We start from the raw sequence: 13,758 nt of genomic DNA on the forward strand, positions 1-13,758 counted from the left end.
ACATAGTATCAAATGGAGTATACGGATATCATTATAGTTTGTGAGGGAAAGCTGAATGGATAAAGATAAAAAACGAATTGCCATAATTGGCAGTGGAATCACCGGATTGACTACTGCCTATCGATTGAAAAAACAGGTCGATAAAGAAAATCTTCCTGTAGAAGTGATTGTGCTGGAATCTTCTATTCGTTCAGGGGGCAAATTGTTTACCATGAAGTTTGGGGAACAATTTATTGATTTAGGAGCCGAGTCTATCGACACACGATTACCTGAAGCAATGAATTTGATAAAAGAATTGAAATTAGAGAAGCATATTGAATTAAGTCAAAATGGAAAACAAGATGTTTTTGCATTTAATAAATTATATCATTTCGAATGTCCTACCTATAAAGGAGTTCCTGTAAAACGTGCAGATATCTGGAAATATGATTTGATATCCTTTCGTGGAAAACTGGCTTTTCTGAAAAACACTTATTTTTCTCAAACAGAAACGACAAAAGAATTAACGACAAAAGAATACCTTGCGCACCGTATAGGCGAAGAAATGGCTGAATATGTAGCTGAACCTTTCTTTTCAAAAATTTATACAAGTGATATTGATGAAATAGGTGTTCATGGGTTTAATGAATCTATTATAGAATTAGAAAAAGATTACGGCTCGTGGACAAAGGCATTGGTGAACCATCCGGAAATATGGGATGGCGATGCCATGTATGCCACATTTAAAGATGGCCTTGAAATGCTGACTAATGAGCTGGCTAATAAAGTAAGCGAGAGTATTCGATTTTCAAAAAAAGTGACTGAAATAAAAAAGAGCATCAATGGCACTTATATTTTAGATATCAATAAGAAAGAACAGTTAAGAGTCGACTCCATTATAGTAGCAACAGACTCTGGATCCTATAAAGAGCTTTTTTCTGATATTGAATTAAGTGATTACTTTAAAGATATTAAAATGGGCTCAGTTGGGTTCTTGTTATTTAGTTTCCCGAAGGACTCTATCCATAATCCTCCTAAAGGTAATGGTCTGTTGTCTGTTAGACGGAATAATTCGTATATACAAAGTATAGTTTGGTTAAACAAAAAATGGAATCATTATAAAGACAAAGACGAAGAATTACTGGGGGTTTATTTTGGTCGTACTGGAGACGGTGTTATGATGTCCTTAAGTAATAAACAAATAGAAGAAGAGATACTAGACGATGTATCAAGCATGTTGAGTATTGATAGCAAGCCTAATTATAAAATTATCAAGCGCTGGCCAAATGCTATCCCTCAATTCACTTTAATGCATGAAGAGAAAAGGATAAATTTGATGGAATTTTTAAACGAAAATTATCCAGGTCTCTATTTGGCGGGAAATGGTGTCAATGGATTTGGTATTAATAACTGTATTGCCCAAGCAAATACAACAAGTGAAGAGGTAATAGCATATATCAAAAATACAATTTAGTGTTTTGAAACACATTATTTATTCGAAATGCTGAAAAAACAACCAAATCTCTTGGTAAAAAAGAGTTTTGGTTGTTTTTTTTTACTTAGAAACGTATTCTAATAATAGACTATAGAATAAGAAGGGAGATTATTATGAAAGTCACTATCTTAGGTTTCTATGGGGGCTATCCAACTAATGGGATAGGAACAAGCGCCTACTTAATTGAATCAAACGGCTTTCATCTTTTGCTCGATGTTGGGAGTAACAGTTTATTAACGTTGGAAAAGTACGTTGATCCAATCTATTTAGATGCTGTTTTATTGTCTCATTATCATCACGATCATATTGCTGACTTAGGTGTCCTGCAATTTACTCGTTTATTAAAAAGAGATTCCAAAGGGAATAAGCCTCATCTATTACCCATCTATTGTCATAATGAAGACATAGTCAATTTCAATCAAATGTCTTTTGGAAATGTCAGTCAAGGTATTGCTTTTAATGAACAGTCGGAACTGACTATTGGACCATTTAAAATTGAGCATATGAAGACACTTCATCCCGTACCCTGTTATGCCTTTAAAATCACCGAAGAAAAAAGTGATAAAATAATGATCTTTACCGGAGATTCTGGATATAAAGAGGATTTTATAGTATTTGCCAAAGATGCGGATCTACTGATAGCGGATAGTAATTTTTATGAGGGAATGGAAAATCACACAGTGCACATGACCGCTAAAGAATGTGGAAGAATAGCAAATAAAGCAAAAGTCAAGAAGTTGATACTTACTCATTTACCTCAAACAGGAAAGCTGGATCAGTTAGTTGAACAAGCAAAAAAAGAAGCACCGTCTATACCGATTGAATTAGCACAAAAAGAAATGATAATAACTATATAAGGAGAGAAGATAATATGTACTATGTTAAAAATCAGCGCGATGGAAAAGAAATTCATGATCCGAAAATCAATTTAGCCATAGAATATTATTTGTTGAATGAAGTCAAGTTGGACGAACCGATTCTCTTGTTTTATATTAACAACAATTCAATCATTATTGGACGAAATCAGAACACATATGAAGAGGTCAATACCTCGTATGTGGAAGAAAATGAGGTAGACGTTGTTCGCCGTTTTTCTGGCGGCGGAGCAGTATACCATGATATGGGAGTCTTGTGTTTCTGTTTTATCACTGAAGATGATGGTGATTCTTTCCGGGATTTCAAAAAATTCACCTCACCTGTTATAGATGCGCTACATCAAATGGGGGTAGAAGGAGCTGAATTAAAGGGAAGAAACGATTTAGTCATTGATGGGAAGAAATTTTCCGGAAATGCTATGTATGCTAAAAATGGTCGCATGACAGCTCACGGAACACTGATGTTCGATTCGCAGATTGAGGCTGTAGTAAAAGCTTTAAAACCAAAAAAACATAAACTTGAATCGAAAGGTATCAAATCCATTAGAAGTCGTGTAACGAACATTAAACCTTTTCTAGATGATTCTTACCAGTTTATGAATGCAAAAGATTTTAGAGATCAATTATTGCTTAATATTTACGAGACTGATTCCAAAGAAAAGATAAAAGAATATGTTTTAACAGATAAAGATTGGGAAAAAATCGAAGCTTTTGCAAAGCAGTATACGTCCAACTGGGATTGGAATTATGGAAAATCTCCCGAATTTGATATGGAACGCAGTGAACGACTTTCTGTGGGAACAGTTGAAGTCAAGATGAATGTTAGAAAAGGTAATATCGAAGACATCCGCATTTACGGAGATTTCTTTGGTTTAGGCGAAATAGAAGATGTGGAAAATAAATTTAAGGGTATTCCTTATACGAGAAATGCTATCAAAGAAACTTTCGATAACATTGATAAAAATAAATATTTTGGCAATATTGATACAGAAGAATTAGTCGATTTATTTTACTGATTCAAAAATAGTTTAAAGAAAAATCTTGGTCTGTTGATGATTCTAGTCAGCAGAGCAAGGTTTTTTTGTTCGATTTGACAAGCTTTAATTATAATGATTATAAAATGTCCGTAAATATTGAAAAATATAATGTTTGAGAAGAGCTTTTTCTACAGCCTTTTGTATCTATTTGAAAAATAAATAAGATAAGTTTGACGGAAAAATGACAGAAAGGGGTTTACATCCCGTCACATTTAAGCTATTATAATAATTGTAAACAGTTCCACCCGGTTTTATTAATCAAAGATAATTGAGGGGAGAAATACATAATGGTTACATTATTTACTACACCTAGTTGCACATCTTGTCGAAAAGCAAAAGCATGGTTAGAAGAGTACAACATCCCTTATACGGAGAAAAATATGGCTCATAATCCATTGGAAATTGAGGAAATAAAAGCTATCATGCGATTAACTGAAGATGGAACGGAAGATATCATATCTACCCGGTCCAAAGCATTTAAAGAATTAAATATTGATTTAGATGAGTTGTCTTTAAAAGAATTATTTGTATTAATCCAAGAAAATCCAACATTGCTCAGAAGACCAATTATTTTAGATGAAAGAAGATTACAGATTGGGTATAATGAAGATGAGATTCGCCAGTTTGTACCAAGAGCAGTCAGAGAAATCGAATTACAGAAAGCTCAACAGTTGGTAGCCTTAACACAAAGTTAAATAAATATTAGAAAGAATCGACAAATATATTTGTCGATTCTTTTTATAAACTGTCACAATTCTAAATTGGTTTATATGGATTTGTTACTTGTATTTAAAGAGTAGCTTTTGTATAATAGTTAGAGTGTGGTCAAGTAGACTGCCTGTCGATAGTAAAGTAAATTAACCCCATAGGGACGTTTATTCCAAAGAAATGCGAGGTGTGGAATAATGGAAATAGAACATATCAACGATGATACTATTCGTGTGATCATAGAAAACACTGATTTAGAGGAACGTGGTATCACTTTTCTTGATCTGTTAGGAAATCAAAAAAAAATTGAAAAGTTTTTTTATAGTATCTTAGAAGAAGTTGATATTGACGAAGAATTTCAAGAATCTGAAGCGGTCACTTTTCAAGTCATGCCGAATAATAACGGATTAGAATTGTTTATTAGCAAAGGAACTAACTTTAAAGATGATGATGATTCTTTAGACACGTTGAAAGAGCAAATTGATGATAATATAAATCAAAATGAGGAATCACTGGATGAAATTGATGAATACGCTAAGGGTGATAACACGACCAAAGAAGTTGTGATTGCTTTAGAGGGCTTCGAACAGATGGTTTCACTTTCCAAATCGTTATTTTTAGAAAGTGGCATATCAACTCTTTATAGCTACAAAAATAGATACTATCTCCATTTAACTTTCTTTGTAGAGGAAATGGTTGAAAAGACAAGTGATGAGGAAATAGCCATTGCTTTAGAGTTTGGAAATAAAACGAATACAACACCAGAAGTCTTGAATGAATATGCTGAAAAAATAATGGAGACCAACGCATTAGAATTAATGCGCTATCACTTCAAGTAAAGAATTTAATAATTAGTAAAAACCCACAGAAATTAAATTTTCTGTGGGTTTTTTTCGTCAAAAAAAAAATAGTTAGGAAATATTAATACTGTATGAAAAAAAGTAGGTGAGGTGATGTAAGAATGTTCATAGCAATTGATAAGCAGCATAATATAATTAAAGCTAGTGACTATAGGAATAATAAAGAATGTTTCTGTCCCTCGTGTAAAGAAGAAGTGATTTTCAAGAATGGATCGATATATCAGTCTCATTTTTCACACAAGAACAACAGTGACTGTCAGACTTTTTCTGAGGGAGAAACTCCAGAGCATATGGAAGGGAAACTGTTACTCTATAACTGGTTCAAAAAAGAAAAAATAGAGGTTCAATTAGAAGCTTTTCTACCTGCGTTGAAGCAGCGACCAGACTTGCTCGTTAATTATAAAGGAACAAATATAGCCATTGAATATCAATGTAGCACTATTACAAAAGAAAAAATAATCTCAAGAACTAGAGGTTATAAAAATAATGGGTATTATGTGTTCTGGATTTTAGGTCATAAATTAAAAGTATCAGAAAAAGTAAACACAAAACATTATGCTTACATATCAATGGATTTAAGCGAAAAATATTATCTGTTTCAATTGGATCAGAATAGAAAAAAGTTTGAGATATTATCTGATTTTTCAGGTTCTCACACGGAAGTGCATTACACTGTAAAGAGTGTAACTGTCTCTAGTACATTAAAAGATGTGTTTAGAAATTCTGTCAGGAGACAAAGAAGCGGTTATGGTATTGAGAAAAATAGAGAAGAACAAAAAGAGTACTTATATCAATTATCTTTTTATAGATATGAAAAAAGTAGACACTTTTTCGAACTCATGTATAAGTCTGGTCTGTCGGTTGATTCTTTACCAGACAGCATATTCTGTATCGTTCCCAACGAGTGGATGATCGCTACGTTTTCTTACCAATGGAAATTATTGATGTTGATATGGTTGGAAGAATTTGAATCTTATCATGTTATAACGAAAAATGTTTTGGTGCGTAAAATCAAAGAGTGGGAGACAGAAAAAGTGGTTGCTTTTCAAATTATGCCTAATGTGAATCCTGCAAATTTTTATCAACCTTTTTTTGAGTACATTGAAGCATTATGTACAAATGAAATAATGAAAATAGTTGGCGATGAAAAATGGGTTCGCCATAAAAGTTTCTCTAAAAAATGAGGATTAAATGAGTGAAATAAGATGTAAAATTAAAAAAAAGATAGATATTCTATTCGTTTTCAAATTATGTTATTATTAATTTGTATATAAAAGTTTAGGAGGAAGTTTAATGACTGAATCAAAGGCATTACCATTAAGAGAAGAATTACCTTTGGAACAAACGTGGGATCTTAGCGTCATTTATAAATCGGATAAGAAATGGGAGGACGATTTCAAAAAAACTGAAAAATCGTTAGAAGAGGTCAAGAAATTTCAAGGGAAACTTGAAATTGATGCAATGATTTTTCTGCAGGCACTGAAGTCAATGTTAGACCTTTCTAGAAAAGTGAGTGCCCTTTTTGTTTATGCCCATTTAAAAAATGATCAGGATACTGCAAATAGCACCTATCAAGCGATGAATGATAGAGCGCGTTATCTCGCAGCTTTATCTCAAGAAGCTACGTCTTGGTTTGAGCCGGAACTAATTGCTTTACCTGAAGAGCAACTATCCAATTATTTTGAAGAAAAAGAAGAGTTGAAACAATATAAACATTACATTTCACAATTGACTGCAAATAAGGCGCATGTACTTTCAGCTGAAATGGAAGCTTTATTAGCCGCTGCTAGTGAAGTGCTTACATCTTCAAGCCAAACGTTCAGTGTCTTGAACAACGCTGATTTAAAATTCCCGATGGTCAAAGGTGAAGATGGAGAAGACGTTCAATTATCTCACGGGATGTATGGTGAACTTTTAGAAAGTACTAAGCGAGAAGTGAGAAAAGAAGCATTTGAAAAAATGTATGAAGTCTATGAGAGTTTTAAAAATACATTCGCCAGCACCTTGTCTGCGAATGTCAAACATCATAATTTCCAAGCTAAAGTCCATCATTTTAAGTCAGCCCGGGAAAGTGCACTAGCAGATAACCATATTCCAGAAGCTGTTCATGATACTTTAATCGAAGTAGTGAATGATCATTTGCCTCTTCTTCATAGATATATGAATTTAAGAAAACAGGTGTTAGAGTTAGATGAAATGCACATGTATGATTTATATACTCCTATTACTGGAGAAGCCAGTCTGAAATATACTTATGATGAAGCAAAGGGGAAAACACTTGAAGGGTTAGACGTGCTCGGCTCTGAATATAAGGCCGTTTTGGATGATGCCTTTAACAGCCGTTGGATCGATATCATTGAAAATAAAGGAAAACGGAGTGGAGCTTATTCTTCAGGTATGTATGATACCAATCCGTATATCTTATTAAACTGGCACGATTCGCTGAATCATCTGTACACGCTTGTTCATGAATTAGGGCATAGTGCGCACAGTTACTTTACTAGAAAGAACCAACCGTATGTATATGGTAACTATTCTATCTTTTTAGCAGAAATAGCATCAACAACAAATGAAAATTTACTTACGGATTACTTACTGGCAACGACCGAAGATCCTAAAGCTAGAGCTTATGTTTTGAACCATTATTTAGATGGATTCAAAGGAACTGTCTTCCGACAAACACAGTTTGCTGAATTTGAACACTTTATACATGAAGAAGCCGCGAAGGGCACACCCCTAACAGCAGATTATTTAAGCGAAAATTATAGAAATCTAAATGCAAAATATTATGGAGATACAGTAGAAAAAGATGATGCCATTCAATTTGAATGGGCACGTATTCCACATTTTTATTATAATTATTATGTATATCAATATTCAACTGGATTTTGTGCTGCCACGGCGCTAGCAGATAAGATCTTGAAAGGCGAAGAAGGTTCATTAGATAAATACCTTTCATACTTAAAATCAGGCAGCAGCGATTATCCAATTGAAGTAATGAAAAAAGCGGGCGTTGACATGACCGAAAGAGAGTATTTAGAGAGAGCAATGGCCGTGTTTGAAGAACGTTTAGATGAGTTGGAAAAAGCTTTGAATTCTATTTAAAGTAGGAACGAGAGTCAGTTGGAGTCAAAGACTGTCGATAATATAAAAAAGCCATTCTCCAATATTCAATTGAAAGAATTGAATGTTGTGAGTATGGCTTTTTTTTTGAAATTATGTTTACATCGTTTGCAGTAGTGATAAACGATTGACACTAGCTTTTTTAACTTGGACTTTTTCATCACAAAACCCATGAAGTAATTGTTTTGTGAAAGCAGTGTTGACCCGGTAACCATAGGCATCATCATTTCCAGAATATAAAACACAAGAAGGCGCATTTTGTATATTCATTTCTTGGGCTAAATTCTGATCTTTTTTGAATGCTGTTTCTGAAAAATCGGATTGAATATCTTCTTCAAACATTTCTACATCTAATTTAATCAAGTCAGCAATTTGAATAAATAATTCTTTAGTCACTTCTTTTCCTTCGTTAATAACTTTATCTTGTAACGCCATTAAAAATTTTCTGCCCTTTTTCTTGCCTTGCATTGAAGCAGCTTGAAAGGCCAAGCTGGAATGAAAGGATTCGGTGTAAAGTTGATTTCGATGGGCTAAAGTTGGGTTATCGGTTTCCTTGACGATGTTTCCGATAGTATGAAAGTTTAATAGTGGAATAAATCGCACTTTAACTTTCTCGTCTCGTTCATTAGAAAAGGATTCAATCATTCTTTCAGTTTCAAAACATGTGGGCCCTAATGGATTAACAAATAAGAAAACTTCAATTATATTATTTAAAAACATTTTTAACACTCACCTAGTTTCTATTTTGTCTTGATCAGATTAATCTACATGTGTTTTTTCTTAACGTCTAATTGATTACATTACATAGATTAACAAATAAAACTAGTTTAATATAATATTCTGCCTAAAAAAAGCAAGAAAAAAAACCCCTTGTAACAATTTTGTCACAAGCATAATGGATTACTTATCACTTTTAAACTTTGCTTTAAAGGCACGAGCGATTTTATTAATTGTGGGTCTTACAGGGATGGCGTTATCTTTAAGGATTTGATTAAATAATACTTCGCCAGTAACTTTTGAAGCTGATTCGATTTCCAGCTCAAAATCTTGTTGATCAGAATAATAACTTTTGTCTAATACAATTATAGAATGAGGATTGATTATTTCTAATCGTTCAGTTTTCAGATCAGCAACTATAAAAACATTTGGATCGATCGAAATATTTTGATCTTTCAAGACAGAAATAATATCTCCGGGCAGAATAAAGGAACCGGTTATAATCATTTTTTTTGCGCTTTCAGGATCTAAATCAATTGTCGTTTCTGTGTGATGTCCTTCAAATGGAGTCTTTAGAGTCATTTCGGCATGATTTTCCTTTGTTCTTATTCTTAGTGCACATTGGTTCCTTTTTAAAACATGATCTTCGGAGTCAAAATAGTAGTTCTCTTGAGTAACGGGTATGGCTTCGTCTTTAAAATAGATTTGTTTTATTTTCATGTATTCTTCTTCGGTTAATAAGTTTTTGTATTCAATTTCTACTTCTTGTTTCATATCAGTTCCTCAATTCCCTTGCTACGGTATTTTATGAAAATATGTTACAATGATATCAATAATAACGACTAAATTAAAGTAGAGAAGGTTAAGGATATGAATAGAGATTGGGAACTTTTCCTGCTTCCTTACAACCAGACAGTTGATGAATTAAAAGTTAAGTTACGTGGTTTAAGAGGAATGTACCTTTCAAGAAAAGAACATGGCCCCATTGAATTTGTTACAGGTCGAGTCAAGCCTATCAATAGTATTTTAATGAAGTCAAAAACGAGAAACATTTCACTCGATAAGCTTGAGACCGATATGGAAGATTTGGCAGGAATCAGAATTATGTGTCCTTTTGTAGAAGATATCCATGATGTGGTAGCTATGTTGAAAAATCGTAACGACATTAATGTGGTGCAGGAAAAAGATTATGTAAATCATAAGAAAGATAGCGGGTATCGTTCCTATCATTTGATATGTGAATATTCGGTGCAATTGATTGATGAAGTAAAAGTGGTTTTAGTGGAAATTCAAATCAGAACCCTGGCAATGAATTTCTGGGCCTCGATAGAGCATTCACTCAATTATAAATATCAGGGTGAATTTCCTGATGAAATTAATACAAGGTTACAGAAAGCAGCTGAATCAGCCTTTCAACTAGATGAAGAAATGTCTACCATTAGAGATGAAATAAAAGAAATTCAAAAAAACTTCCGTTATTCTCAAGAGTAATTGATGTAAAGGAAGGACAGTCATAGTGAAGATTGCAATCGTTCAAAACAACACGGAAGAATCAATAGAAGTAACACACGAACTAAAGGAATTACTAGATAATGCAGGGATAGATGTCGTAACTCATCAGCCGGATATTATCATATCTGTCGGAGGAGATGGGACGTTGCTGTCGGCATTTCATCGGTATGCTCACCTCTTGGATAGTGTTCGCTTCATAGGTGTTCACACGGGGCATTTAGGCTTTTATACAGATTGGAGACAGTATAATTTAACTGAGTTAGTTGATAGTTTAGACAACGACAATGGTGAATTTATAGACTACCCATTGCTTGATATAGAGGTTATCTACAAAAACAAGCTCAAAAACAAACACTTTTTAGCATTAAATGAATCCATTGTTAAAATCACTGATGGAACGCTAGTTTGTGATGTTTACATCAAAGAGGAGCATTTTGAACATTTTAGAGGAGATGGATTATGCATTTCAACCCCTACTGGTTCAACTGGATATAATAAATCGATCGGCGGTGCAGTCTTACATCCAAGATTAGAAGCCTTACAATTGACAGAAATAGCGTCACTGAATAATCGTATATTTAGAACACTCAGCTCACCAATGATCATAGCACCAGATGAATGGATAAAAATCATTCCAATTGATACGACTAAATTCATGTTAACCATAGATCAATTAGTTTCAGCTGAAACTGAAGTTGATTACATACGATTTCGAATTGCAAAAGAACGTATCAGGTTTGCGCGATATCAACATACTCACTTTTGGGATCGTGTGGAGGATTCTTTTTTAGGAGCAAAAGCAAAAAATGAAAATAGAATGGACAGTTGAGAGCCAGCAACCGATGACTCTGAAATCATTTCTAAAAACAAAAAACATTTCCAAACGACTTCTTGCGAAAGTGAAATTTCAGGGAGGACGTTTAGAAGTTAATCATCAACTTAGTCGTGTCAGGAAAATGGTGCTGCTAGGGGATTTAATTTCTCTTACTTTACCTGTAGAAACAGGCAGTGACATTCTGGGGATCTCGTATAAAAATATCGAGGTTTTATTTGAAGATGATCATTTTCTTATCGTCAATAAACCAAGTAATATTCCTTCCGTACCTTCCTCAATCTACAAGAACCACACAATGGCTAATCGAGTAAAAGGGTATATCGAAAAGAATAATTACAAGCTTAAAACAATACACATTGTTACTCGTTTAGATAAAGATACTTCAGGTGTTATGATTTTCGCTAAACATTCCTTAGCCCATTCTTATTTAGATCAACTCTTACAAGACAAAAATCTATATAAAGAGTATGTTGCGTTTGCTGAGGGTGTAATAGAGAACCCTTCAGGGCTTATCAATAAGCCGATTGCTCGAATGGAAGATTCAATCATTAAGCGGCAAATCGATGATTTGGGCAAACCTTCCTTAACTGAGTATTGGGTAAAACAGAGATATGCTAATGCAACAAAAGTAAAGGTTCAGTTGCATACGGGAAGAACGCATCAAATCAGAGTACATTTTGCAGCGTTGGATCATGCTTTACTTGGAGATACACTCTATAATTCTAATGCAAATAATGATCTCATTGAAAGACAAGCTTTGCACTGTGCTAAAGTCAGTTTTAAGCATCCATTTACAGATTTACAGCTTATAGTAGAAGCTCCCTTAACAGAAGATTTAATATTATTAACTAATCAATTGGAGAGTATGCGTCGTGACTAGAAAGTATAAGCGTAAAAAAACGAATAGCAATAAACCGCGCTCCATTTTATTGATGACACTACTCGTAAGTGTTGCCTTTTTAATGGGGTTGTGGTTTGGGAAAAATGATTTTTCTTATCAATGGATTGAAACGTATGCAAACGAGATGTCTTCTCAAATGCGTTCATTTTTTTCAAATTTCAATGAGGATAAAAAAAGGGAGAAACTGGCTGACTATCATTTTTTTGACATGGGTCAAGGGTCATCCGTTTTACTGGAAGCGTTTGATGGCACCACCATATTGATCGATACGGGACGATATGATGATAGTGATCCACGCATCATCAATTATCTCAATGATGAAATTGGGATAGGAGGAGAAATCGATTTACTCATATTCACTCACAACGACTCGGATCATATAGGTAATGGCGATTTGGTCCTGGATTATTTTCAAGTTAATGAAGTGTGGATGAATGGGATGGATCATACAAGTCAAACTTACAGTGATGTATTGGATGCTTTGTTAGAATCAGACGTGATATATGCCGAGCCGAAAAATGGTTATACAACAGAGATCGGTGCATTTTCAATCGAAGTCTTGCATCCGTTGGAAAACGAAAAACAAGGCAGTCAAAACGATGAGTCCATTGTCACACGGATCACTCTTGGAGATACAGTAATGATGCATATGGGCGATGTAAATATGGCTGTTGAAGAGCGCATTTTAAACGAAGTATCTACTGGTTTGCAATCCGACATTATAGTATTAGGTCATCACGGATCGAGCACGAGTGAAGATTGGTTGCAAGCCATTAACCCATCCGTTGCTATATATCAGGCTGGGGCGGGAAACCACTCTGGACATCCTGATAGAGAAATCGTCCAATTATTTGAGGGTCATCCAGCAGAACTTTTAGGAACGGATAATTATGGAACGATTCATATTGTTGTTAATGAGAACAACCAAATCGATATCTCTACCGAGGAGGAAAGGTAATGCATGTGGTATTAGAAGAAATCGAAAACAATATAGCTTGTTTGATTCCGGATTCTGACGACGATCCCATCTACGTTCCAGTTGCAACTTTACCTGCATCCTTTGAAGTTGGTGATGTTTTTGTGGTTAAAGCAAAAGATAATAGTCAATTCATACTAGAGAAAGACAACGCTGAAAAAGAAAAAAGGTTATCTGATAACAAATTTAAAAGGGAAAGCCTGCTAAAGAAATCAAGTAACAAAAAATTAAAATAAGAGAGTTAAAGAGCCTTTTGCATGTAGTGATGAGGTATGCCGGCATCTAAAAAACCGTCACCTTTTACAGAATAGCCGATTTTTTCGTAAAATGAGATAGCATGATCTTGTGAATCAAGAGCAAGACGTGCGGCGCTTAATTGCTCTTTGGAAATTTTTTCGAGTTGCTCGAGCAACAGTCTGCCTACACCTTTTTTTCGGTAAGCAGCAAGGACTGCAACGCGTTGGATTTTTACAGATTCATCCTCTTTTTTCAGTAATCGAGCAGTACAGATAGGTAACTTGTCTTTGTAACCAACGATATGTAAGGTTTTGTCTTCCAAGTCATCAATTTCTAAGGATTCATCAACCTGTTGTTCCTCTATAAAAACTATCTTCCTTATGGCTATAGCATCAAGGTAGATTTGAGATGATGTGTCGATGGTAGTTAGAAAATGCATATTATCCCTCTTTTCTAAAATTATGTCTTACTATAGCAATATTTAACATTTACGTCAATATATT

At 34.2% G+C, this 13,758-nt stretch carries 15 protein-coding genes; 12 read left to right on the forward strand and 3 right to left on the reverse strand.

Annotated features, from left to right (window positions below; translation table 11 throughout):
- Nucleotides 1–55 precede the first annotated feature (55 nt).
- The 7 genes from hemG (at nt 56) to pepF (ending at nt 8,059) form a co-directional block, all read left to right on the forward strand.
- Nucleotides 56–1,453, forward strand: coding sequence for a protoporphyrinogen oxidase (hemG, locus tag AX762_RS01420; RefSeq protein ID WP_071847397.1), 1,398 nt, complete (start codon nt 56–58; stop codon nt 1,451–1,453).
- Nucleotides 1,454–1,587: 134 nt separating this feature from the next.
- Nucleotides 1,588–2,331 carry an MBL fold metallo-hydrolase gene (locus AX762_RS01425; RefSeq protein WP_071847398.1) on the forward strand — a complete coding sequence of 248 codons (744 nt, stop codon included), beginning with the start codon at nt 1,588–1,590 and terminating at the stop codon, nt 2,329–2,331.
- Nucleotides 2,332–2,345: 14 nt separating this feature from the next.
- Nucleotides 2,346–3,365: a lipoate--protein ligase gene (locus AX762_RS01430; protein WP_071847399.1), complete on the forward strand. Its 1,020-nt coding sequence runs from the start codon at nt 2,346–2,348 to the stop codon at nt 3,363–3,365.
- Nucleotides 3,366–3,673: 308 nt separating this feature from the next.
- Complete coding sequence (gene spxA / locus AX762_RS01435; RefSeq protein ID WP_071847400.1) at nt 3,674–4,081, forward strand: transcriptional regulator SpxA; 408 nt, start codon at nt 3,674–3,676, stop codon at nt 4,079–4,081.
- A gap of 210 nt (nt 4,082–4,291) precedes the next feature.
- Nucleotides 4,292–4,933, forward strand: coding sequence for an adaptor protein MecA (locus AX762_RS01440; protein ID WP_071847401.1), 642 nt, complete (start codon nt 4,292–4,294; stop codon nt 4,931–4,933).
- 122 nt (nt 4,934–5,055) lie between these two features.
- Nucleotides 5,056–6,138, forward strand: coding sequence for a competence protein CoiA (locus AX762_RS01445; RefSeq protein WP_071847402.1), 1,083 nt, complete (start codon nt 5,056–5,058; stop codon nt 6,136–6,138).
- Between the two features lie 109 nt (nt 6,139–6,247).
- A complete protein-coding gene (pepF, locus tag AX762_RS01450; protein ID WP_071847403.1) occupies nt 6,248–8,059 on the forward strand; it encodes an oligoendopeptidase F in 1,812 nt (603 codons plus the stop codon).
- A 117-nt stretch (nt 8,060–8,176) separates the two neighbouring features.
- Here the strand turns inward: pepF and AX762_RS01455 are convergent, their stop codons facing one another.
- Both AX762_RS01455 and AX762_RS01460 read right to left on the reverse strand, forming a co-directional pair.
- A complete protein-coding gene (locus AX762_RS01455) occupies nt 8,177–8,797 on the reverse strand; it encodes a DsbA family protein (protein ID WP_071847404.1) in 621 nt (206 codons plus the stop codon).
- 180 nt (nt 8,798–8,977) lie between these two features.
- Complete coding sequence (locus AX762_RS01460; protein ID WP_071847405.1) at nt 8,978–9,568, reverse strand: CYTH domain-containing protein; 591 nt, start codon at nt 9,566–9,568, stop codon at nt 8,978–8,980.
- 96 nt (nt 9,569–9,664) lie between these two features.
- On the opposite strand from AX762_RS01460, the gene AX762_RS01465 reads away from it, so the two are divergent.
- The 5 genes from AX762_RS01465 to AX762_RS01485 are packed head-to-tail and all read left to right on the forward strand — an operon-like array spanning nt 9,665 to nt 13,254.
- Entirely contained in the window at nt 9,665–10,285 is a 621-nt protein-coding gene (locus tag AX762_RS01465) for a GTP pyrophosphokinase family protein (RefSeq protein WP_071847406.1), read from the forward strand.
- A 25-nt stretch (nt 10,286–10,310) separates the two neighbouring features.
- Nucleotides 10,311–11,135 (forward strand): NAD kinase, encoded by an 825-nt coding sequence (locus AX762_RS01470; RefSeq protein WP_071847407.1) that lies wholly within the window; start codon nt 10,311–10,313, stop codon nt 11,133–11,135.
- A complete protein-coding gene (locus tag AX762_RS01475; RefSeq protein WP_071847408.1) occupies nt 11,113–12,021 on the forward strand; it encodes an RluA family pseudouridine synthase in 909 nt (302 codons plus the stop codon). Before AX762_RS01470 ends, AX762_RS01475 begins: the two co-directional genes overlap by 23 nt.
- The gene (locus AX762_RS01480; RefSeq protein ID WP_071847409.1) at nt 12,014–13,000 is read left to right on the forward strand and encodes a ComEC/Rec2 family competence protein; all 987 of its coding nucleotides are present in this window, start codon (nt 12,014–12,016) and stop codon (nt 12,998–13,000) included. The genes AX762_RS01475 and AX762_RS01480 overlap by 8 nt, the downstream gene beginning before the upstream one ends.
- Nucleotides 13,000–13,254 (forward strand): DUF3006 family protein, encoded by a 255-nt coding sequence (locus AX762_RS01485; RefSeq protein WP_071847410.1) that lies wholly within the window; start codon nt 13,000–13,002, stop codon nt 13,252–13,254. Before AX762_RS01480 ends, AX762_RS01485 begins: the two co-directional genes overlap by 1 nt.
- 5 nt (nt 13,255–13,259) lie before the next feature.
- On the opposite strand, the gene AX762_RS01490 is transcribed toward AX762_RS01485, so the two are convergent.
- Nucleotides 13,260–13,694 carry a GNAT family N-acetyltransferase gene (locus AX762_RS01490; RefSeq protein ID WP_071847411.1) on the reverse strand — a complete coding sequence of 145 codons (435 nt, stop codon included), beginning with the start codon at nt 13,692–13,694 and terminating at the stop codon, nt 13,260–13,262.
- Nucleotides 13,695–13,758 lie beyond the last annotated feature (64 nt).

The sequence above is a fragment of the Alkalibacterium sp. 20 genome (assembly GCF_001885615.1).
Taxonomy (GTDB): Bacteria; Bacillota; Bacilli; order Lactobacillales; family Carnobacteriaceae_A; genus Alkalibacterium.

Excerpts from the sequence above, each read along its gene's own strand:
- hemG (WP_071847397.1), top strand. The coding sequence starts at position 56 with ATGGATAAAGATAAAAAACGAATTGCCATAATTGGCAGTGGAATCACC.
- AX762_RS01425 (WP_071847398.1), top strand. The coding sequence starts at position 1,588 with ATGAAAGTCACTATCTTAGGTTTCTATGGGGGCTATCCAACTAATGGG.
- AX762_RS01430 (WP_071847399.1), top strand. The coding sequence starts at position 2,346 with ATGTACTATGTTAAAAATCAGCGCGATGGAAAAGAAATTCATGATCCG.
- spxA (WP_071847400.1), top strand. The coding sequence starts at position 3,674 with ATGGTTACATTATTTACTACACCTAGTTGCACATCTTGTCGAAAAGCA.
- AX762_RS01440 (WP_071847401.1), top strand. The coding sequence starts at position 4,292 with ATGGAAATAGAACATATCAACGATGATACTATTCGTGTGATCATAGAA.
- AX762_RS01445 (WP_071847402.1), top strand. The coding sequence starts at position 5,056 with ATGTTCATAGCAATTGATAAGCAGCATAATATAATTAAAGCTAGTGAC.
- pepF (WP_071847403.1), top strand. The coding sequence starts at position 6,248 with ATGACTGAATCAAAGGCATTACCATTAAGAGAAGAATTACCTTTGGAA.
- AX762_RS01455 (WP_071847404.1), bottom strand. The coding sequence starts at position 8,797 with ATGTTTTTAAATAATATAATTGAAGTTTTCTTATTTGTTAATCCATTA.
- AX762_RS01460 (WP_071847405.1), bottom strand. The coding sequence starts at position 9,568 with ATGAAACAAGAAGTAGAAATTGAATACAAAAACTTATTAACCGAAGAA.
- AX762_RS01465 (WP_071847406.1), top strand. The coding sequence starts at position 9,665 with ATGAATAGAGATTGGGAACTTTTCCTGCTTCCTTACAACCAGACAGTT.
- AX762_RS01475 (WP_071847408.1), top strand. The coding sequence starts at position 11,113 with ATGAAAATAGAATGGACAGTTGAGAGCCAGCAACCGATGACTCTGAAA.
- AX762_RS01485 (WP_071847410.1), top strand. The coding sequence starts at position 13,000 with ATGCATGTGGTATTAGAAGAAATCGAAAACAATATAGCTTGTTTGATT.
- AX762_RS01490 (WP_071847411.1), bottom strand. The coding sequence starts at position 13,694 with ATGCATTTTCTAACTACCATCGACACATCATCTCAAATCTACCTTGAT.